Here is a 20826-nt window from a genome sequence, read left to right as displayed (position 1 = left end):
AATGTTCTATTGTCCCAGCTGCTCTCGGCGACGTTCAATGTCGTCAGCAAATCGCGCAATGAACATGAGGGCTCTGACCTGGCGGGCCGCGCCCGCGTAGTCTTGTAGCCGGTCGATGAGTTGCTCGCACTGCGCCAGCGCCGCGCGGCGGGCCTGGCTGACGCCATCTTCCAGCGCATCAAGCGCGCTCTCTTCCCGTGCATCTTCCAGCGCCTCGCGCCACTCCATCTGCTGCATCAAAAATGCCGCGGGCATCGCCGTATTGTCTTCGGCGTTGATGGGCGCTCCGTGAAGTTCGCACAGGTAGGCGGCGCGGCGCATCGGATCCTTGAGGCGCTGGTAGGCCTCGTTGATGCGCACCGACCACTGCATGGCCACACGCTGCGCGGCCCCGCCCTGCGCCGCAAACTTGTCGGGATGGGCTTCGCGCTGAAGTTCCTTCCAGCGCGCGTCGATGGCGCTACGCTCCTGCGCAAAGCGGCGCTCCAGGCCAAACAGTTCGAAGTCGTCAGATTGCAGGTTCATGCGCTGGAAAGCAGACGGAAAGTCAAAAATACCAAGAAAAAACCGCCAGCACGCAGCGCGATGGCGGTTTGTCGGCGCGAAGGACAGCGTGCGCTCAAACGCGGAAGCTCTCCCCACAACCGCAGCGGTCACGCTCGTTGGGGTTGTTGAACTTGAAGCCTTCGTTCAGCCCCTCGCGCACGAAGTCGAGCTCGGTGCCATCGATATAGGCCAGGCTCTTGGGATCGATCAGCACCTTGACGCCGTGATTCTCAAACACGATGTCCTCCGGCTCGCTGTCATCCACATATTCGAGCTTGTAGGCAAGCCCGGAGCAGCCGGTCGTCTTGACGCCCAGGCGCACGCCCAGGCCCTTGCCTCGGCGGGACAAGTAGCGGTTGACGTGCCGGGCAGCGGCTTCTGTCAGCGTAATGGCCATGTCTCTCGATCTATTAATCTGTCAAATCAGGCAGCGGCAGCGGCTGTGTGCTTGGTCTTGTAGTCGAGCACAGCGGCCTTGATGGCATCTTCAGCCAGGATGGAGCAGTGGATCTTCACGGGCGGCAGGGCCAGCTCTTCAGCGATCTCGCTATTCTTGAGGGCCGCTGCTTCGTCCAGCGTCTTGCCCTTGACCCATTCGGTCACCAGCGACGACGAGGCGATGGCGGAGCCGCAACCGTAGGTCTTGAAGCGTGCGTCTTCGATCACGCCGGTTTCCGGGTTCACCTTGATCTGCAGCTTCATCACGTCGCCGCAAGCGGGCGCGCCCACCATGCCGGTGCCCACCGAATCATCCCCCTTGTCGAAGGAACCCACATTGCGGGGGTTCTCGTAATGGTCAACCACTTTTTCGGAGTAAGCCATGATGTTTACCTCTTCAATTCATACAAAGTCTTCAGGGGATCAGTGCGCAGCCCACTGGATGGTGCTGATGTCGATGCCGTCCTGGTACATCTCCCACAGCGGGCTCAGCTCGCGCAGGCGCGCCACGTTCTCGCGGATGGTGGAGATGGCGTAGTCGATCTCTTCTTCCGTCGTGAAGCGGCCGATGGTCATGCGCAGGCTGCTGTGCGCCAGCTCGTCGCTGCGGCCCAGGGCGCGCAGCACATAGCTGGGCTCCAGGCTGGCCGATGTGCAGGCCGAGCCCGAAGACACCGCCAAGCCCTTGATGCCCATGATGAGCGATTCGCCTTCGACGAAGTTGAAACTCATGTTCAGGTTCTGCGGCACGCGGCGCTCCATGCTGCCGTTGATGAACACCTGTTCAATGTCCTTCAAGCCATCCAGCAGGCGCTGCTGCAAGGCATGGGCCTTGGCATTGCTCTCGGCCATTTCTTCCTTGGCGATGCGGAAAGCCTCACCCATGCCCACGATCTGGTGCGTGGGCAAGGTGCCCGAACGCATGCCGCGCTCGTGGCCACCGCCGTGCATCTGCGCTTCCAGCCGAACACGAGGCTTGCGGCGCACATACAGCGCGCCAACGCCCTTGGGGCCATAGGTCTTGTGGGCGGTCATGCTCATCAGGTCGATGGGCAGCACGTTCATGTCAATCTCGACACGACCGGTGGCCTGGGCGGCATCCACATGCAGCAGGATGCCCTTTTCACGGCACAGCGCGCCGATAGCAGGGATGTCCTGGATCACGCCGATTTCGTTGTTGACGAACAGAATGCTGACCAGCACGGTGTCGGGGCGGATGGCGGCCTTCAGGGCATCCATGTTGACGAGACCATCTTCCTGGACATCCATGTACGTGGCTTCAAAGCCCTGGCGCTCCAGCTCGCGCATGGTGTCCAGCACGGCCTTGTGTTCGGTCTTGAGCGTGATGAGGTGCTTGCCCTTGCCTTTGTAGAAATGGGCAGCACCCTTCAAGGCCAGGTTGATGGACTCGGTCGCACCGCTGGTCCAGACAATTTCGCGGGGGTCGGCACCGATCAGGTCTGCCACCTGAACGCGCGCCTTTTCCACGGCCTCTTCGGCCTCCCAACCCCAGGCGTGGCTGCGCGACGCCGGATTGCCGAAGTGCTCGCGCAACCAGGGAATCATGGCATCCACGACGCGGGGGTCCACAGGCGTGGTGGCGCCATAGTCGAGATAGATGGGAAAGTGCGGGGTCATGTCCATGGCTGGCTCAGTAGGGTTGCTGGCTGGCAAACGCAATAAAACAAATGGGGTTCAAACAGGGCTCACGGCGGTGCCGACCCGGGGGCCGGCACAGGCCTCTCTCGGCAGTCAGGATTTGGCGAAAACGTTGCCCAGCGCAAATACGGAGTTCGGAGCATTCACACGAATCGGCTTCACCACCGGGGTGGTAGAGATGGCGCGGCGCACAACTGGCTTGTCTTCGATCTGGACACCCTTGGCGATCTGCTCGTCCACCAGCTTTTGCAGGGTGACCGAGTCCAGGAACTCAACCATGCGCTGGTTGAGCGATGCCCACAGTTCATGCGTCATGCAGCGGCCGGCTTCGCCCAGGCAGTTTTCCTTGCCGCCGCATTGCGTGGCGTCGATGGGTTCGTCCACCGACACGATGATGTCTGCCACCGTGATGTCGCCTGCCTTGCGGGCCAGTGTGTAACCGCCGCCAGGGCCACGTGTAGATTCCACCAGTTCATGGCGACGAAGCTTGCCAAAGAGTTGCTCCAGGTACGACAGCGAAATCTGCTGGCGCTGGCTGATGGCGGCGAGGGTGACAGGTCCATTGTTCTGGCGCAGGGCCAGGTCAATCATGGCGGTGACCGCAAAACGGCCTTTGGTTGTGAGACGCATCGCAAGCTCCTTGTGCTAAGGCTTGTTCGTTGTAGAAACCACCTGCACTGACTGGTCGTCAGCGAGGCACCGTCTCCGCCCCTTACTCCGCACAGTTGCCTGGCACGGAGCCCTTCATCGCTGGGCTGTTTTCTTGAGTATTTTGCAGGAGTATAACACAAATCCCTATCGATTCTGTCGGGTTAAATAACCAACTGGTTTTTAATCGACCTGATAGTTATTTTCCATCGTTCGCCCTTCACAAGGCCACGGAATCGTTGCCATGCGCCCCGAAAGCCTGGTCCTTGAGCCGCGTGAGCTGATCGCGCACCCGGGCAGCCTGCTCAAACTCCAGATTACGCGCATGTTCCAGCATGAGCTTTTCCAGGCGCTTGATCTCTCGGGCCACATCCTTCTCGGACATGTCCTCCACCTGCGCCCGCTGCAAGGCCTCCTGCTCCAGCCGCTCGGCGTCCTTGCCGGCTTTTTCGCTGTAAACGCCGTCAATCAGGTCTCTCACCCGCTTGACAATGCTGCGCGGCGTGATTCCGTGGGCCTCGTTGTGTGCGATCTGCTTGATGCGCCGACGTTCCGTCTCGCCCATGGCTTTTTTCATGGAGTCGGTGATCCGGTCTGCGTACAAAATTGCACGGCCGTTCAGGTTCCGCGCCGCACGGCCGATGGTCTGGATCAGGCTGCGCTCGGCGCGCAGGAAGCCTTCCTTGTCGGCATCGAGAATGGCCACCAGTGACACCTCGGGTATGTCCAGCCCCTCGCGCAGCAGGTTGATCCCCACCAGCACGTCAAACGCCCCCAGGCGCAGGTCACGGATGATCTCTACCCGCTCCACGGTATCCACATCGCTGTGCAGGTAGCGCACCTTCACGCCGTTATCGGTCAGGTAGTCGGTCAACTGCTCGGCCATGCGCTTGGTCAGCGTAGTAATGAGTACACGCTCATGCTTTTCAACGCGAATGCGTATTTCTTGTAGCACATCATCCACCTGATGGGTGGCTGGGCGCACTTCGACCTCGGGGTCGACCAGCCCGGTAGGTCGCACCACCTGGTCCACCACCTGCCCGGAATGGGTCTTTTCATAGTCGGCCGGTGTGGCCGAAACAAAAATCACCTGCCGCATGCGCTGCTCGAACTCCTCGAACTTGAGCGGCCGGTTGTCCAGCGCTGACGGCAGGCGAAACCCATATTCGACCAGCGTGGTCTTGCGCGAGCGGTCGCCGCTGTACATGGCGTTGAGCTGCCCGATCATCTGGTGACTCTCGTCCAGGAACATGATCGCGTCCTTGGGCATGTAGTCGGTCAGCGTGCTCGGCGGATCGCCCGGCGCGGCGCCGGAGAGGTGGCGCGTGTAGTTCTCGATGCCCTTGCAGTGGCCCACTTCGCTCAGCATTTCCAGATCAAACCGGGTGCGCTGCTCCAGCCGCTGCGCTTCCACCAGCTTGCCGTCTGCCACCAGCTGCTGCAGGCGCTCGGCCAGTTCCAGCTTGATGGTCTCCACGGCGGCCAGCACCTTGTCGCGGGGTGTCACGTAGTGGCTGCTGGGGTACACGGTAAAGCGCGGAATCTTCTGCTTTACGCGGCCCGTGAGCGGGTCGAAAAGCTGCAGGCTCTCGATCTCGTCGTCAAACAACTCGATACGGATGGCCAGCTCGGAGTGTTCGGCCGGGAACACATCGATGGTGTCGCCCCGCACGCGGAACTTGCCCCGCGAAAAATCAGCCTCATTGCGCTGGTATTGCATGCGGATCAGCTGGGCAATCACGTCACGCTGCCCCAGCTTGTCCCCCACCCGCAGCGTCATCACCATGCGGTGGTAACTCTCGGGCTCGCCAATACCGTAGATGGCCGACACGGTGGCAACGATCACCACATCGCGCCGCTCCATCAGGCTCTTGGTGCAACTGAGCCGCATCTGCTCGATGTGCTCGTTGATGGCGCTGTCCTTCTCGATGAACAGGTCGCGCTGGGGTACGTACGCCTCGGGCTGGTAGTAGTCGTAGTAGCTCACGAAGTACTCCACGGCGTTCTTGGGAAAGAACTCGCGGAACTCGCTGTACAGCTGAGCGGCCAGCGTCTTGTTGGGCGCGAACACGATCGCCGGGCGGCCCATGCGCGCGATCACGTTGGCCATGGTGAAGGTCTTGCCCGAGCCCGTCACGCCCAGCAACGTCTGGAAGGTCTCCCCGTCATGCAGCCCCTCCACCAGCTTGTTGATGGCCTCGGGCTGGTCGCCTGCCGGTGGATACGGCTGGAACAGCTCAAACGGGGAATCGGGGAAGCGGACGAACTCGCCGTCCTGCTTTTCCGTAATGACTTCAGTGGGTTCCGGCATGGTGGCGGTCAACGATGGGAATGGGCGGGCCGTTAAAATCGGCGGAACCCGGAACGGTACACCACACCCGGCTTCCTCGCTACTGACAACCTCTTTCCAAGGATTTTCATGTCTCTGTTCACCGCCGTCGAAATGGCCCCCCGCGACCCCATCCTGGGCCTCAACGAGCAATTCAACGCCGACACCAACCCCAACAAGGTCAACCTGGGCGTCGGCGTTTATTTCGACGACAACGGCAAGCTGCCCCTGCTGCAATGTGTGCAGGCCGCAGAAAAGACCATGATGTCCACCCCCACGGCCCGTGGCTACCTGCCCATCGACGGCATCGTGGCGTATGACAACGCCGTCAAGAGCCTGGTGTTCGGCGCCGACAGCGAACCCGTCAAATCTGGCCGCGTGGCCACCGTGCAGGCCATCGGCGGCACCGGTGGCCTCAAGATCGGCGCTGACTTTCTGAAGAAGGTCAGCCCGGGCGCCAAGGTGCTGATCTCCGACCCCAGCTGGGAAAACCACCGCGCGCTGTTCACCAACGCCGGTTTTGAAGTCGGCACCTACGCATACTACGACGCGGAAAAGCGCGGCGTGAACTTCGAAGGCATGCTCGCCAGCCTGAACGCCGCAGCCCCCGGCACCATCGTCGTGCTGCACGCCTGCTGCCACAACCCCACCGGCTACGACATCACCCCCGGGCAGTGGGACCAGGTCATCGCCGTGGTCAAGGCCAAGAACCTCACGCCTTTCCTCGACATGGCCTACCAGGGCTTCGGCCACGGCATCGCCGAAGACGGCGCTGTTATCCAGAAGTTCGTGGCTGCCGGCCTGAACTTCTTTGTCTCCACATCTTTCAGCAAGAGCTTCAGCCTGTATGGCGAGCGCGTGGGCGGCCTGTCGGTGCTGTGCGCCGACAAGGAAGAAGCCGCGCGCGTGCTCAGCCAGCTCAAGATCGTCATCCGCACCAACTACTCCAACCCACCCATCCACGGTGGCGCAGTGGTGGCTGCCGTGCTGAACAACCCCGAGCTGCGCGCGCTGTGGGAGAAGGAACTGGGCGAGATGCGCGTGCGCATCAAGGCCATGCGCCAGAAGCTGGTGGATGGCCTCAAGGCTGCCGGTGTGAAGCAGGACATGAGCTTCATCACCGCGCAGATCGGCATGTTCAGCTACTCGGGCCTCTCCAAAGACCAGATGGTGCGCCTGCGCAACGAGTTCGGCGTGTATGGCACCGACACCGGTCGCATGTGTGTGGCTGCCCTGAACAGCAAGAACATCGACTACGTCTGCCAGGCGATCGCCAAGGTGGTTTAACCCCCTGAGGCGCTTGCGCGCCTTCCCCCTTTCTCTCGAATTGCTGCGCAATTCGGGAAGGGGGACGCAGCCAGCGCGGCGGGGCGGCCCTTGCGCGGCTACCTCGCATGGGCTGCGCTTGTTCGGGGGGCAGTGGCGATACGCAATCCATTGAATGCCCCCTTGAACCCTCACTCTGATCTTCAGCGCCGCTTTGTGAGCGAAGCGCTCCAGAACCCGCACAACGCGGACCTTCTGGAGCGTTTGCCGTTTCTGGGCCTGCCCGATGTCTGGCTGGTGGCGGGCTGCCTGTTTCAGACGGTGTGGAACCTGAAGTCGGGTTGGGCGCCGACTGCGAATATCAAGGACTACGACCTGCCTTACGGACTTGAAGAGCTGTATGCCGGATTGCTGCGCCCCAACCCTGCCTGTCCACATCTGGCGCTGTTCCAGGCCAAGGCGGAAAGCTACAGCGGACGCTGGCCGTGGCTGACGATCCGGGCGGATGACCTCCCGCGCTGATCGCCAGTGCGGATAGTTTTCAAGCCATTTTGGCCTCTAGCGCTTTATCCATAAGCGCCACCAGCTATAAAAATTGAAGCAAACCACTACAGACAGGACGCCCCCATCACCCCCAAAGCACCGACCGCATCGAGATCGACGCCGACTGGTAGCCCGTGTTGAAGAAGCGCGGCATCTCGCTGGGCAACACGGCTCCCGCCGCGTACAGCAGCGGCAGATAGTGCTCGTGCGTGGGGTGCGCCTGTTTGGCCACGGCACCCAGTTTCTGGAAGTCCTGCAGGGCGCCGAGCTGGCCCTTCTTAATCTGCTCCTGCACCACGGTGTCGAACTCGGTGGCCCAGTCGTAGGCCTCGTTGGCGGCCGTGCCACGGCGCGTGAGGCGCAGGTTGTGCACCACATTGCCGCTGCCGACGATCAGCACGCCCCGCTCGCGCAGGACTTCGAGCTGCTGGCCTAGCGCGTAGTGCTCGGCCGGGGCGCGGCTGTAGTCCATGCTCAGCTGCATCACAGGGATCTGCGCCTTGGGGAACATGGGCTTGAGCACCGACCAGGTGCCGTGGTCCAGGCCCCACTCAGCTTCGTCCACGCCCAGTGCGGCGCCAGTAGCGGGTGACTTCAGTTCGGCCGCAAGACTGCGCGCCACTTGCGGAGCGCCAGGCGCGGGGTATTGCTGGTCAAACAGCTCCTGCGGGAAACCGCCAAAGTCGTGGATGGTCTTGGGGTGGGCCATGCCCGTCAGCTGCCAGCCGCCGCGTGTGAGCCAGTGGGCCGACACACACAGGATGAGCTGCGGCTGCACTGCGCGCGCCATCAGCTCCGCTCCCAAGGCCTGCCAGCTGCGTCGCCAGGCGTTGTCCTCGATGGCGTTCATGGGGCTGCCGTGGCCCACAAACAGCACGGGCATGCGGGGCGAGGGCTTGAGCGCCTGCAACGCAGATGCCGTGGCAGCGCTGCTCAGAGACGTGGTCATGAAAGCTCCCGGAAAGGCGGCCAGGCCCGTGAGGGCGGCCAACGAGGTTCTGCGTTGCATGGGTCGGGGAGCGTAACAAATTATGTATAACGCAGGGAATGAGCCCACGCGCCCCGTGAAGTTCCAGCGCCGCGCTTTCTCCTTCCGTTCAAAACCACAACACCGACACAACCCCACACCCATGACAACTGCCCTGCCCCAGCCCCTGCGCAATGTCCGCGTCCTGAGCCTCGCGCTCAACCTGCCCGGCCCCGCCGCCCTGGTGCGGTGTGCACGCATGGGGGCCGAGTGCACCAAGCTCGAACCCCCGCCCGCGCCGGGCCACCCCAGTGCCGATCCCATGGGCATTTACAGCCCGGCGGCCTATGCCACGCTGCACCAGGGCGTCCGCGTGGTGCATGCCCACCTCAAGACACCCGAAGGTCAGGCCACCTTGCACAAGGAACTGGCCCGCACCGATGTGCTGATCACCTCATTTCGCCCCTCAGCGCTCACCAAACTGGGCCTCTCCTGGGAGACCCTGCAAGCCAAATACCCCCGCCTTTCGCTGGTGCGCATCGTGGGCGCTGCGGCCGAGCGTGCCGAAGAACCCGGCCACGACCTCACCTACCTGGCGGACGCAGGCCTGGTGACCGGCACCGAGATGCCACCCACCCTGTACGCCGACATGGGCGGCGCCCTGATGGCCAGCGAGGCCGTGCTGCAGGCCCAGCTGGAGCGTGCCCACACGGGCAGTGGCGTGTGCATCGAAGTGGCCCTGGCCGACGCCGCAGCCTGGCTGGCCCAGCCGCGCGACTGGGGCCTGACCACGCCCGGCGGCGACGTGGGCGGCCACCATGCGGGCTACCGCATCTACCCCTGTGCAGATGGCCGCGTGGCCGTGGCTGCGCTGGAGCCCCACTTTGCGGCCAGCCTGTGCGCTGCCGCTGGCCTGCCTGCCGACGGCAACCCCGCCACCTTGCGCAGTGCGGCCACCCATGCCGCCGTCGCGGCCTTTGTCCTGACAAAGACAAGGGCTGAACTTGACGCGCTGGCGGCGGCACAAGACATTCCGCTTCACACGCTCACCTGACAGCAATCCCCCGCTTCAAGCCCTTACATGCCGCAACGCAACGATCCCCCACACCGCGGCCGCAGGGGCCGGCATTCCGGTGCATCCACAGGGGGCGTACTGCTGCTTGTTGCCGCCTGGGCCGCAGCGCTGGCGTGGGGGGCACGGGCCGGGCAAATACCCCTGTGGGTGCTGGGAGCGGCGGTCTCGGTGAACGTGCTCACCGTGCTCATTTACGCCCTCGACAAAAGCGCCGCACAGGGCGGAGCCCAGCGGCGCACGCCGGAAAGCCACCTGCACCTTCTGGGCCTGGCAGGCGGGTGGCCCGGGGCATGGTTTGCGCAGCAGTTGCTGCGCCACAAAACGGCCAAGGTACCGTTTCGGCGCATGTACTGGGTGACGGTGGCGCTCAACTGCCTTGCCCTGCTGGTGTGGGCATTCGGCGGGCTGGGGTGAACGCGTCACCCGCTTTTATTTTGATAGCTGATTGCGCAACACTGCAGAGCGCTGCAACGCTTTTTTGCTCCTGAAATCTCAATCCAGGCTGACCCGCATTTGGCCCGCTGGCCTACAGCGAAAGTGGTCGTAGTTGGGTGCAATCAGGGGGTCTGAAACAACACCCCGGGAGATGCCCATGAAAAACCTTGTTCTCGACTCCTCCATGACCAACATGGGCGGTGTTTTCTACCCCACAGGCCATGTGTTTGCGCTTTTTCCCGATGAAGACTGTGTGCGCCAGGCCGCCACGGCATTGCAGGCAGCGGGCCACCACGGCGAAACCGCCTATGCCAGCCCGGACGTCATCTTGCAAGACATCGTGCGCACGCTCGGCACGGCCGACGCGCCCCTGCCCTCCGTGGGTGCCGAAGGCGACATGGTGCGCCGCATTGCCGACCTGGCAGGACAAGGTCATCACGGCATGCTGATCACCATGGCCGACAAGGACAACACCGACACCCTGGTGGAAGCCATCGCCCCCGAAGGCGCGGTCACTGCGTTTTACTACCGCACTTTCATCATCGAAGACCTGATCTCGCAGCCTGCAGGTGAGGGGCCGCAATCGGTCGTGGTGGGCACCCACGCAGCGGAAGGTTGAACAACAGGATCCCGAGATCCCGGTGCGTTCAAGCCTTGGCCGACGGTCGCTTGCCGCGACCGCCTCATCGCGCGGCAGCGATCAACGCGGCTTGCGTGCGGAGGGTTTGCCCGCGCCGGTTACCCGCGGCGGCAAGCCGGTGTGCTGGGTCAGGATGCGACCCTTCTGTGGCTGACCCGGCTTGGCTGCCCGCATGGGCTGGGCTTTGGGCACTTCTGCCATCTGTCCCACGGGCGTGGAGTTCTTCCGGCGCGCGCTCTGGTAGCCGCCGTCCGTCAGCGGCTGAAAGGTCGGGATCAGGTGGTGCTTGCCGTTGCCGATCAGATCGGCACGGCCCATGGCCTTGAGCGCCTCGCGCAGCAGCGGCCAGTTGTTGGGGTCGTGGTAGCGCAAAAAGGCCTTGTGCAGGCGCCGGCGCTTTTCGCCGCGCACGATGTCCACCGCCTCGCTGTCGCGCGTGATCTTGCGCAGCGGGTTCTTGTTGCTGTGGTACATGGCCGTGGCCGTGGCCATGGGGCTGGGGTAGAACGTCTGCACCTGGTCGGCACGAAAACCGTTCTTTTTCAGCCAGATGGCGAGGTTCATCATGTCCTCGTCGCTGGTGCCCGGGTGCGCGGCAATGAAGTACGGGATCAGGAACTGCTTCTTGCCCGCTTCTTCGCTGAATTTCTCGAACATCTGCTTGAACTTGTCATAGCTGCCGATGCCCGGCTTCATCATCTTGGTCAGCGGCCCCTGCTCGGTGTGTTCGGGCGCGATCTTGAGGTAGCCGCCGACGTGGTGCTGCACCAGCTCCTTCACGTACTCGGGGCTCTTCACGGCCAGGTCGTAGCGCAGGCCCGAGCCGATGAGAATCTTCTTGATGCCCTTCAACGCGCGGCCACGGCGGTAGATCTTGATCAGCGGTCCGTGGTCGGTGGTCAGGTTCTGGCAGATGCCGGGGTACACGCAGCTGGGCTTGCGGCAGGCGGCCTCGATCTCGGGCGAGCGGCAGCCCAGGCGGTACATGTTGGCCGTGGGGCCGCCCAGGTCGCTGATGGTCCCGGTGAAGCCCTTGACCTTGTCGCGGATGTCCTCGATCTCCTGGATGATCGAGTCTTCACTCCGGCTCTGGATGATGCGGCCCTCGTGCTCGGTGATGGAGCAGAAGGTGCAGCCGCCAAAGCAGCCGCGCATGATGTTGATCGAAAAACGGATCATCTCCCACGCGGGGATCTTGGTTGCACCGTCGTGGCTGCCGTTTTCGTCGGCGTAGCTCGGGTGCGGGCCACGCGCGTAAGGCAGGTCGAACACGTAGTCCATCTCGGCCGTGGTCAGCGGGATGGGCGGCGGGTTGATCCACACGTCGCGCGCCGTCACGCCCTCGCCATGGGCCTGTACCAGCGCCCGGGCGTTGCCGGGGTTGGTCTCTAGGTGCAGCACGCGGTTGGCGTGGGCGTACAGCACGGGGTCGCTTTTCACCTGCTCGTAGCTGGGCAGGCGGATCACGCTCTTGTCGCGCGGGGGCACCTTGAGCTTGGCCTTGAGCGCCGGGTTGGCCACGAACAGCATGGGCTGGATGGCGGGGTTGGGCTCGGCCAATTTTTGGTCTTTTTGGCCGCCAGCACTTATACCGCTTGCGCCAGCAGCTATTGATTCAGGAGCAACGTTTGCACTGCCGTCGTCCTTGCTGCAGGTGCTGCCTTGCGCTGCCGCCTGCTCGCTGGTGGTCATGTACGGGTTGACGTGCGCTTCCACGCGGCCGGGCTCGTCCACGCTGGTGGAGTCGATCTCGAACCAGCCCTTGCCGCTTTCATCATCGGGCCGGCGCACAAAGGCGGTGCCGCGCACATCGGTGATCTGCTCCACCGGCTCGCGCGCCGCAATGCGGTGGGCCACCTCCACCAGTGCGCGCTCGGCGTTGCCGAACAGCAGCAGGTCGCACTTGCTGTCCACCACGATGGAGCGGCGCACCTTGTCGCTCCAGTAGTCGTAGTGGGCGATGCGGCGCAGGCTGCCTTCGATGCCGCCCAGGATGATGGGCACGTCTTTGTAGGCCTCGCGACAGCGCTGGCTGTAGACGATGGCCGCGCGGTCGGGGCGCTTGCCGCCAATGTCGCCGGGGGTGTAGGCGTCGTCGCTGCGGATCTTGCGGTCGGCGGTGTACCGGTTGATCATCGAATCCATGTTGCCCGCCGTCACGCCCCAGAACAGGTTGGGCTTGCCCAGTGCCTTGAACGGCTCGGCGCTTTGCCAATCCGGCTGGGCAATGATGCCCACGCGAAAGCCCTGGGCCTCCAGCGTGCGGCCGATCACGGCCATGCCGAAGCTCGGGTGGTCCACATACGCATCGCCCGTCACCAGGATGATGTCGCAGCTGTCCCAGCCCAGTTTGTCCATCTCGGCGCGGCTCATCGGCAAAAACGGGGCCGTGCCAAAGCGCTTGGCCCAGTACGGACGGTAGCTGGTCAAGGGCTTTGCGGCGCGCGCAAAAAAGGAGACGTCAACGGGGGCGTTCATGCAAAGGAGGTTCGCGGCCGGCCCTTGAGCGTCAAGGGCCTCATGGGGCGCAGCGGTGGTGATTGACCCGCGATTTTACGGCCGCAGGGTCATTTTGTCGCTGCCTGCGCCTTGCCCTTGCATAACGGGGGACTTGGGGGTTGCAGCGCCGCTGCAGGGCGCCGTGTCCCTGTGCAGCAAAAAAATGGCCCCTCAGGGCCAGGATTCAGTGGGGCAAAGCCGCGGCAAGCCGCAGCACTGCTTCTCGCTTACCACTCCCCCACTTCACGCACGCGTTGCGCAAGATCGGGCACGTTCTCGTCATCTGCGGCTGCAACCTGCGGGGAGGCAGACATGCTTGCCACCGGCACCGTGCCCACCGGCGTACGCTGGGCCGCCCACCGGCCAAACACGCGGCTGGCCAAAGAGGGTTCGTGCGATGCGGCGGAGGCGGGTGTGGCAAACATGGCGTTCCTTTTCTGCTGACCGGGGTGCTTTCAAATTGGTAGCACGAGCGTAGGCCGGAGCAAGAAGGTTCCAGTGTAGGAACGCATGCCTTCGCGGTGTGTGACAGAAGACATAAAACAACACTATCTGGCGCGCAGGCGGTGCCGCCACCACCCAAAGCACCGCGTTCACCCGGCTTTACACTCTGCGCCCCATGCCCTACACCCTGGCCGCGCCGGCGCACAGCGACATCACGATCAAGAAGAGCCGCTTCATCGGTTGCGTGCAACCCATGGCCGACCGGGCCAGCGCCCAGGCCGCCGTGGATGCGCTGTGGAAGCAGCACCCCGGCGCCGCCCACATCTGCTGGGCCCTGCTGGCCGGTGGGCAGTCGGCCGCGGTGGACGACGGCGAACCCGGCGGCACCGCGGGCCGCCCCATGCTGGACGTGCTGCGCCACCAGGACCTCGAAGGCGTGCTGGCCACGGTGGTGCGCTACTTTGGCGGCGTGAAGCTGGGCGCGGGCGGCCTGGTGCGCGCCTACACCGACACCATTGCCCAGGCGCTGCTCACCGCGCCCAAGGTCACGCTGCAGCGCATGACCACCCTGCAGTGCCACGTGCCCTACGCGCTCGAGGGCCTGCTGCGCCGCGAAATCGACGCCGCAGGCGCCGAGCTGACGGGCGTGCAGCACGGCACGCTGGTAACCCTGCAGCTGCGCCTGCCACAAGCGCAAGCCGCCGACTTCGTGCTGCGCATCAACAACAGCGGCCAGGGCCGCGTGGGCTGGACTGAGCCAGAAGACTGAGCCCCCACCGGCAAGGCCCGATCAGGCGGTGCAGCCATAAATGCCTTTGCGCCTACACGCGCACAAGCACCGTGCCGCCACACTCGCAGCATCACCGGCTGACGAGGACCCTCCATGAGCCAACCGCTCGACACCATCATCATTGGCGCAGGCACGGCAGGCCTGGCCGCGCTGCGCGAAGTGCGCAAGCGCACCGACCGCTACCTCATCGTCAACGAAGGCCCCTGGGGCACCACCTGTGCGCGCGTGGGCTGCATGCCGTCCAAGGCGCTGATCGAAGCCGCCAACGCCTTCCACCGCCGCCACGCGTTTGAAGAATTCGGCCTGCGCGGCGCCAGTGCCCTCACTGCCGACATGCCCGCGGTGCTGCAGCGCGTGCGCGCCCTGCGGGATGACTTTGTCGCCGGCGCCGTGAAAGCCACCAGCACACTGGGCAAAGCGGCGGTTTCGGGGCGCGCCACCCTTCTGGGCCCACAGCGGGTGGACATCGACGGCACCGCCTACGCCACCCGCAGCATCATCATCGCCACCGGCTCCCGCCCCAGCCTGCCCGACGAATGGCTGGCTTTTGGCGACCGCATGCTCACCACCGACACCCTGTTCGAGCAGCCCAGCCTCGGCCCCCGCATTGCCGTCATCGGCATGGGCCCCATCGGCGTGGAGATTTCGCAGGCCCTGGCGCGGCTGGGCCTGCAGGTGGCCGCATTCACCACCGGCGATACGGTGGCGGGGCTGAGCGATCCCGCGCTCAACGCCGAGCTGACCGCGCTGCTCAAGAAAGAAATGGTGTTGTACACGGGCGCACCGGCCGAGCTGCGGGAGGTGCCCGGCGGCATTGAAGTGAGCAGCGGCCCCAACCGCGTGGTGGTGGACCAGGTGATTGCCGCCATGGGCCGCGTGCCCAACATCGAGCACCTGGGCCTGGAAACCCTGGGCGTGCCGCTGGACAAGCGCGGCCTGCCCAGCGTCAACCGCCAGACCCAGCAGATTGGCGACCTGCCCGTGTTTCTGGCCGGAGACGCCAACACCCACGCCCCCTTGCTGCATGAAGCCGCCGACGAAGGCCACATCGCAGGCATGAATGCCCTGGCCGACACCCCCACAACCTTTCAGCGACGCACCCCGCTGGGCATCGTGTTCTGCGACCCCCAGATCGCCACCGCAGGCCGGCGCCTTGCCGACCTGGACCCTGACCACACCATCACCGGCAGCGCCAGCTATGCCAACCAGGGCCGCGCACGCACTGCCCAGCTCAACCACGGCGGCATCCGCATCCATGCCCACCGCACCACGGGCCAGCTGCAGGGCGCCGAGCTGTGTGCGCCGCACGCCGAACACATGGCGCATCTGCTGGCCCTGGCCATCCAGCAAAAACTCACCGTGCATGCCCTGCTGGGCATGCCGTTCTACCACCCCACCCTTGAAGAAGGCCTGCGCACGGCCCTGCGCGACGCGGCACGCCAGACCGCCAGCGCGCGCCCGTCCGATCTGGCGGCCTGCCCGGCCCTGGGCGTACCCGCACTCGAATAGGCGGGCTTCCTGGCAACGCGGGCAGTTGTAACGGCGCTCAAGCCGGGCCTCGGCATGCCGATAAAACACCAACACCCGAAGGAACCCCCATGGACGTCGCACTCGCCAACAGCATCGTCAACACCGCCACCTCGCTGGCCAGTGCCAAAACGTCCGATGCGCTGAACATGGTGGTGCTGAAGAAGGCACTCGACATGCAGGCCGTGTCGGCCTCCACCCTGATCGATGCCATGCAGCAGTCCATGCCCCAGCCCGCCCTGGCTACATCGGGCACGCTGGGCACCCAGGTCAACACCTTCGCCTGATCTTCCCCGGCCTACCGCAGCCGCGCAGGCGACAGCCCCTGCACCACCACGCCCTCGCGCACCAGCGCATCATCCAAAGGCTCGCCGCGCAACAGCTGCCGCGCCAGCAGCGAGGCGCCCGCCGCACTCTGAATCCCATAGCCACCCTGCCCGGCCAGCCAGAAAAAGCCGGGCACATGGTTGTCCCAGCCAATCACCAGGTCGCCATCGGGCACAAACGAGCGCAACCCCGCCCAGGTGTGCGAGGGGCGCCTGATCTGGAAGGTGGTTTTTTCCTCGATGTGATAGATCCCCGTGGCCACGTCCAGCTCCTCGGGCACCACGTCGTGCGGGTGTGTGGGGTCGGCATTGGCGGGCGAGCCCAGCAGCTGGCCGGCATCGGGCTTGAAGTAAAAGCTCTCGTCAATGGCGATCACCGCGGGCCAGTGGGTGGCATCCATGCCCTCGGGCACCGCAAAAGTAAAAGCCGTGCGGCGGCGCGGCTCCAGGCCAATGGGCGGCACGCCTGCCAGGCCTGCCACCACATCGGCCCAGGCGCCAGCGGCGTTCACGATCGTTCTGGCCTGCAGCACCCGGCCATCGGCCAACGTCACCTGCCAGCCATCGCCCTGGCGCGTCAGGGCCGTCACCTCGGCATTCGTCAGCACCTGGCCGCCACGCTGGCGCAGCCCGCGCAGGTAGCCCTGGTGCAGCGCATGCACGTCGATGTCGGCCGCCTCGGGCTCGCTCATGCCAGCAGCCACGGCCTCGGGTTTCAGGCAGGGCAGCATGGCCAGCAGGGCGGCCTGCTCCACCCATTCCACATTGGGCGAGATGGCGTGGGCCTCGGCATAGGCCTGCCTCAGCATGGCCAGCTGGTCTGGCCCCGCCACATACACCACGCCGCGGGGCGACAGGATGGGGCTGGCCCCGAACTCGGGCGGTGGCGCGTCATAAAACGCGCGGCTGGCCCGTGTCAGCGCCTGGATGTTGGGCGTGCCGTAGGTCGCCATGTACAGCGCGGCCGAGCGGCCCGTGGTGTGGTAGCCGGGCTGCGACTCGCGCTCGAGCAGCAGCACGCTGGCCGACTGCGCCAGTTGCCAGGCCACCGATGCGCCCGCAATGCCCGCGCCAATCACGATGGTGTCTGCTGATTCCATGGGGTTTCCTTTCTTTCCTGTAGTCATTCAACAGGCACAGCCTGCACCGCCCGCCCGCGCTGCACAAAGCCTGCAAACTGCGCATCGGGCACCAGCAGGCCGCCGGTGGTCCACACCAGGTGCGTGGCGCCCTGCAGCACCGCGCCCACGCCGCTGCTGCGCAGCCAGGCCTGCCCGACGGGGGTGCCGGCCAGCATCGCCGGGCCGCTGAAGCCTGCGGCGGCTGAGGGTTCGATGCGCTCGCCCAGCGTGTCCAGCACCTGCACCAGGTGGGCAAACAAGGTGTCGTCGGCCACGGTGAACACGCCCGACAGCAGTGGCTGCATCAGCCCGGCGGCCAGCAGCGAAGCACGCGGTACGGCCAGGCCATCGGCCTCGGTGCGGTTGGTCAGGCCCCAGTCGTACACCGAAGGGTGCTCCCCCGGCCCTGCCAGCATCTGCACCAGAAAGCACGGCGACTGCACCGGCTCTGCAAAAAAGCAATGCACATGCGGCCCCAGCAACTGCCGCAGCCCAAACGCCACGCCCGCGGGCGCGCCGCCCACGCCACACGGCAGGTACACGATGAGGGGATGGTCGGCATCCACCGCAATGCCCTGCTCTGCCAGCTGCCGCTGCAGATGCAGGGCCGCCGCGCTGTAGCCCAGCAGCAGCGAGACCGATTGCTCGTCGTCCACAAAGTGGCACAGCGGGTTGCCGGCCGCCTCGGCACGGCCTGCGGCCACGGCGCGCTCATAGTCGCCGGTGTGCTCCACCACCTGCACGCCGCGCTGGCGCAGGCGGTCTTTCTTCCATTCCTTGGCATCAGCCGACATGTGCACCGTGGCCTGAAACCCCAGCGCCGACGCCACCACCCCGATGCTCAGCCCCAGGTTGCCGGTGGAGCCCACCGCCACCTGGTAGCGGCCCAGCACCGCACGCGCCTCGGGCGTGGCCAGCGCGCGGTAGTCGCCGCCGGGCGCCACCAGACCCTGCTGCAGCGCCAGCCCCTCGGCAAACTCCAGCACCTCGTGCATGCCGCCCCGGGCCTTGATGGAGCCCGCCACGGGCAGGCGGTGGTCGGCCTTGATGAACAGGCGCCCCTGCCCCGGCGCCATGCCCAGCGCGGGTTGCAGCGCGGCGGCGGGCAGCAGGGGCGACTCCACCACACCGCCACTGGCCGCCAGCTCCGCAAAGACCTGGGCCAGCAGGCCCGCAAACCGCGCGAACCGCGCAGCGGCGGCGTGCGTGTCTTGCAGGCTGATGCCATGCCCCAGCGCCTGCACCACGGCAGGCGGCTGCGCCTGACGCTGCGGGTTGGTCCACAGGCAGGGCTGTGCGGTGCGAAGGCGGGCGGCCAGGTGGGCAGTGTCGGGCATGGTGGCAGTAGAGCAGGTTATTGCGGGGGTGGACGCCACGTTACCAAAGCCTGCTGCAGCCTGCGTTACCCAGCGCCTGGCCAGCGCCTGGCCATGGGCTGGTTTGCATGTTAGTATTTACAACCGTAATAACATTTGGAGCCGCCATGCACACCCTGAAGCTCACCCAGATCGGCAATTCCGTGGGCGTTGTACTGCCCAAAGAGGCTTTGGCACGGCTGAAGCTGCAAAAGGGCGAATCGGTCTTTCTGACCGAATGCGCCGAGGGATTCATTCTCACACCCTACGACCCGGCGCTGGAAGAAGAAATCACCGCAGGCCGCGAGTTCATGCGCGAATACCGCGACACCTTTCACCAGTTGGCCAAATGAGCTGGCGCTGGATCAGCAAACAGGCGTTGCTGCTGCTGCACGCAGAAAGCCTGGCGGAACACGGCGGCGGCCAGGGCATGCGGGACGAAGGGCTGCTGGACTCGGCGCTCGCCCGCCCCATCAACCTCGCCGCTTACGGTGAACCGGACTTTGCAGCCCTCGCGGCCAGCTATGGCGTGGGTGTGGCCAAAAATCACCCGTTTGTCGACGGAAACAAGCGCGCCGCGCTGCTGGCCACCGGCCTGTTTCTGTACGTCAACGGGTACAGGCTCACCGCCAGCCAGGCCGACACCACGCTCACCATGCTCTCCGTCGCCGCAGGCGACCTCCCCGAAGACGCCTTCGCCGCCTGGCTGCGCCAGCACGCAAAGCGCCGGGCCTGATGGAATCCCGTGAAACCCCGTTGAACCGTTCTCGCTGAGCCTCTCGCAGCGCTGCGCGAGGCTTCGACAGGCTCAGCCCGAACGGGTGTGTTTCAGTCTCAACGAAGCCAACTCCATAGCGCGCAGGCACCGGCCAGCACCCGCCCCGTGGCTATGATCCCCGGCATGGGAGAACACACCACCACCACAGCCGCCGCCCACGCCTTCATCCAGCGCTGGCAACACAACACCGCCAGCGAGCTGGCCACCGCGCAAAGCTTTGTGATGGACCTGTGCCAGCTGCTCGGCGTGGACAAGCCCCACCCCACGCCCGAGCAAACCTACATGTTCGAGCGCCCGGTCACCTTTGCCCATGGCGACGGCAGCACCAGCGCCGGCCGCATTGATTGCTATCGGCGCGGCCACTTTGTGCTGGAGGCCAAAAAACTCAAGGCCGGCAGCCACACCAAGGGTTTTGACGACGGCCTGCTGCGCGCCCGCAGCCAGGGCGAGGCCTATGCGCGCGCCCTGCCCGGCGCCGAGGGCCGCCCGCCCTTTGTGCTGGTGGTCGATGTGGGCACCGTGATCGAGGTGTATGCCGAGTTCAGCAAAACCGGCGGCACCTACACCCCCTACCCCGACCCGCGCAGCCACCGCCTCCAGCTGGCCGACCTGGCCCGGCCCGAGGTGCAAGACCGCCTGCGCCGCATCTGGACCGACCCCGACAGCCTCAACCCCGCCCGCATCAGCGCCCAGGTCACCCGCGAAGTGGCCGCGCTGCTGGCGCAGCTGGCCAAGTCGCTGGAGGGTAATGGCGCAAACTTCAAGCCAAACCAGCCTCCAGCGCTTACGAAGCAAGCGCCAATAGCTCCTGAAACAGTAGCAGCCTATCTCACCCGCTGCCTTTTTTCCATGTTTGCCGAAGACGTGGAGCTGCTGCCCAAAGGCGCCTTTCTGGGCCTGCTGCAAACCCACAGGGGCGACCCCGCCACCTTGCAGCACATGCTGCGCATTTTGTGGGCCGACATGGACCGGGGCGGCTTTAGCGCCGCGCTGGCCAAGCCCGTGCTGCACTTCAACGGCAAGCTCTTCAAGGGCGCGGGGCAAGACGGCTACAGCCTGCTGCTCACCCCCGAGCAGATTGATTTGCTCATCAAAGCCGCCCAATCCAACTGGCGCGAGGTGGAGCCCGCCATCTTCGGCACCCTGCTGGAGCGGGCGCTGGACCCCACCGAGCGCCACGCCCTGGGCGCGCACTACACGCCCCGCGCCTATGTAGAGCGGCTGGTGCTGCCCACGGTGATCGAGCCCCTGCGCGCCGACTGGGCCAACGCCCAGGCCGCCGCCCTGGTGCTGGCGCACGAAGCCGCCGCGCTGGAGGGCAAGGCGGCAGAAGCCAAGCTGGCCGAGGCCCGCGCCGAGGTTAAAAAATTCCACCACCAGCTGTGCACCACCCGCGTGCTCGACCCGGCCTGTGGCAGCGCCAACTTTTTGTACGTGACG

General features: G+C 65.1%; 22 protein-coding genes. 11 read left to right on the top strand and 11 right to left on the bottom strand.

All coding sequences use genetic code 11. The annotated features are described in order from the left end of the window. Nucleotides 1–6: 6 nt before the first annotated feature. The 6 genes from hscB to uvrB form a co-directional block, all read right to left on the bottom strand. Nucleotides 7–525, bottom strand: coding sequence for a Fe-S protein assembly co-chaperone HscB (gene hscB / locus KYG_RS10060; RefSeq protein WP_008904782.1), 519 nt, complete (start codon nucleotides 523–525; stop codon nucleotides 7–9). A 94-nt stretch (nucleotides 526–619) separates the two neighbouring features. Next, complete coding sequence (iscA, locus tag KYG_RS10055) at nucleotides 620–943, bottom strand: iron-sulfur cluster assembly protein IscA (RefSeq protein ID WP_008904781.1); 324 nt, start codon at nucleotides 941–943, stop codon at nucleotides 620–622. Nucleotides 944–969: 26 nt separating this feature from the next. Beyond that, complete coding sequence (iscU, locus tag KYG_RS10050; protein WP_008904780.1) at nucleotides 970–1368, bottom strand: Fe-S cluster assembly scaffold IscU; 399 nt, start codon at nucleotides 1366–1368, stop codon at nucleotides 970–972. A 39-nt stretch (nucleotides 1369–1407) separates the two neighbouring features. Further along, nucleotides 1408–2628: an IscS subfamily cysteine desulfurase gene (locus KYG_RS10045; protein ID WP_034694019.1), complete on the bottom strand. Its 1221-nt coding sequence runs from the start codon at nucleotides 2626–2628 to the stop codon at nucleotides 1408–1410. A gap of 108 nt (nucleotides 2629–2736) precedes the next feature. Next, nucleotides 2737–3273, bottom strand: coding sequence for a Fe-S cluster assembly transcriptional regulator IscR (gene iscR, locus KYG_RS10040; protein ID WP_008904778.1), 537 nt, complete (start codon nucleotides 3271–3273; stop codon nucleotides 2737–2739). A 238-nt stretch (nucleotides 3274–3511) separates the two neighbouring features. Next, nucleotides 3512–5602 (bottom strand): excinuclease ABC subunit UvrB, encoded by a 2091-nt coding sequence (uvrB, locus tag KYG_RS10035; protein ID WP_008904777.1) that lies wholly within the window; start codon nucleotides 5600–5602, stop codon nucleotides 3512–3514. 108 nt (nucleotides 5603–5710) lie between these two features. Between uvrB and KYG_RS10030 the strand changes: the two genes are divergently transcribed. Further along, nucleotides 5711–6907 (top strand): amino acid aminotransferase, encoded by a 1197-nt coding sequence (locus KYG_RS10030; RefSeq protein ID WP_008904776.1) that lies wholly within the window; start codon nucleotides 5711–5713, stop codon nucleotides 6905–6907. A 162-nt stretch (nucleotides 6908–7069) separates the two neighbouring features. Further along, the gene (locus KYG_RS10025; protein ID WP_008904775.1) at nucleotides 7070–7408 is read left to right on the top strand and encodes a nucleotidyltransferase family protein; all 339 of its coding nucleotides are present in this window, start codon (nucleotides 7070–7072) and stop codon (nucleotides 7406–7408) included. A gap of 106 nt (nucleotides 7409–7514) precedes the next feature. On the opposite strand, the gene ygiD is transcribed toward KYG_RS10025, so the two are convergent. Next, nucleotides 7515–8420: a 4,5-DOPA dioxygenase extradiol gene (gene ygiD / locus KYG_RS10020; protein ID WP_008904774.1), complete on the bottom strand. Its 906-nt coding sequence runs from the start codon at nucleotides 8418–8420 to the stop codon at nucleotides 7515–7517. Between the two features lie 139 nt (nucleotides 8421–8559). On the opposite strand from ygiD, the gene KYG_RS10015 reads away from it, so the two are divergent. The 3 genes from KYG_RS10015 (at nucleotide 8560) to KYG_RS10005 (ending at nucleotide 10525) form a co-directional block, all read left to right on the top strand. Beyond that, a complete protein-coding gene (locus KYG_RS10015; RefSeq protein WP_008904773.1) occupies nucleotides 8560–9450 on the top strand; it encodes a CoA transferase in 891 nt (296 codons plus the stop codon). A 27-nt stretch (nucleotides 9451–9477) separates the two neighbouring features. Continuing rightward, nucleotides 9478–9885, top strand: a complete 408-nt coding sequence (locus KYG_RS10010; protein WP_008904772.1) for a DUF1294 domain-containing protein — start codon at nucleotides 9478–9480, stop codon at nucleotides 9883–9885. A gap of 178 nt (nucleotides 9886–10063) precedes the next feature. Next, nucleotides 10064–10525 (top strand): hypothetical protein, encoded by a 462-nt coding sequence (locus tag KYG_RS10005; protein WP_034694093.1) that lies wholly within the window; start codon nucleotides 10064–10066, stop codon nucleotides 10523–10525. 81 nt (nucleotides 10526–10606) lie between these two features. Here the strand turns inward: KYG_RS10005 and KYG_RS10000 are convergent, their stop codons facing one another. Both KYG_RS10000 and KYG_RS09995 read right to left on the bottom strand, forming a co-directional pair. Next, nucleotides 10607–13024, bottom strand: coding sequence for a YgiQ family radical SAM protein (locus KYG_RS10000; protein ID WP_008904770.1), 2418 nt, complete (start codon nucleotides 13022–13024; stop codon nucleotides 10607–10609). A 248-nt stretch (nucleotides 13025–13272) separates the two neighbouring features. Continuing rightward, nucleotides 13273–13470: a hypothetical protein gene (locus tag KYG_RS09995; protein ID WP_008904769.1), complete on the bottom strand. Its 198-nt coding sequence runs from the start codon at nucleotides 13468–13470 to the stop codon at nucleotides 13273–13275. A 194-nt stretch (nucleotides 13471–13664) separates the two neighbouring features. On the opposite strand from KYG_RS09995, the gene KYG_RS09990 reads away from it, so the two are divergent. The 3 genes from KYG_RS09990 to KYG_RS09980 all read left to right on the top strand — a co-directional run bounded on the left by KYG_RS09990 (nucleotide 13665) and on the right by KYG_RS09980 (nucleotide 16093). Beyond that, a complete protein-coding gene (locus tag KYG_RS09990; protein ID WP_008904768.1) occupies nucleotides 13665–14258 on the top strand; it encodes a YigZ family protein in 594 nt (197 codons plus the stop codon). Between the two features lie 114 nt (nucleotides 14259–14372). Continuing rightward, the gene (locus tag KYG_RS09985) at nucleotides 14373–15788 is read left to right on the top strand and encodes a dihydrolipoyl dehydrogenase (protein WP_008904767.1); all 1416 of its coding nucleotides are present in this window, start codon (nucleotides 14373–14375) and stop codon (nucleotides 15786–15788) included. A gap of 89 nt (nucleotides 15789–15877) precedes the next feature. Further along, nucleotides 15878–16093: a YjfB family protein gene (locus tag KYG_RS09980; RefSeq protein WP_008904766.1), complete on the top strand. Its 216-nt coding sequence runs from the start codon at nucleotides 15878–15880 to the stop codon at nucleotides 16091–16093. 11 nt (nucleotides 16094–16104) lie between these two features. On the opposite strand, the gene KYG_RS09975 is transcribed toward KYG_RS09980, so the two are convergent. Then, a complete protein-coding gene (locus KYG_RS09975) occupies nucleotides 16105–17232 on the bottom strand; it encodes an FAD-binding oxidoreductase (RefSeq protein ID WP_008904765.1) in 1128 nt (375 codons plus the stop codon). Nucleotides 17233–17255: 23 nt separating this feature from the next. Beyond that, nucleotides 17256–18590 (bottom strand): D-serine ammonia-lyase, encoded by a 1335-nt coding sequence (locus KYG_RS09970; protein ID WP_008904764.1) that lies wholly within the window; start codon nucleotides 18588–18590, stop codon nucleotides 17256–17258. 146 nt (nucleotides 18591–18736) lie between these two features. On the opposite strand from KYG_RS09970, the gene KYG_RS09965 reads away from it, so the two are divergent. The 3 genes from KYG_RS09965 to KYG_RS09955 form a co-directional block, all read left to right on the top strand. Continuing rightward, nucleotides 18737–18961: a transcriptional regulator gene (locus tag KYG_RS09965; RefSeq protein WP_008904763.1), complete on the top strand. Its 225-nt coding sequence runs from the start codon at nucleotides 18737–18739 to the stop codon at nucleotides 18959–18961. Continuing rightward, complete coding sequence (locus KYG_RS09960) at nucleotides 18958–19344, top strand: type II toxin-antitoxin system death-on-curing family toxin (protein WP_008904762.1); 387 nt, start codon at nucleotides 18958–18960, stop codon at nucleotides 19342–19344. The genes KYG_RS09965 and KYG_RS09960 overlap by 4 nt, the downstream gene beginning before the upstream one ends. Before the next feature lie 165 nt (nucleotides 19345–19509). Next, the coding region (locus KYG_RS09955; protein WP_034694090.1) for a type IIL restriction-modification enzyme MmeI at nucleotides 19510–20826 on the top strand (1317 nt) is incomplete at its 3' end.

This window comes from Acidovorax sp. NO-1 (assembly GCF_000238595.1).
Taxonomy (GTDB): Bacteria; Pseudomonadota; Gammaproteobacteria; order Burkholderiales; family Burkholderiaceae_C; genus Acidovorax.
The sequence above is the reverse complement of the archived record's forward strand: the minus strand, read 5'-3'. Positions and strand labels throughout refer to the sequence as shown.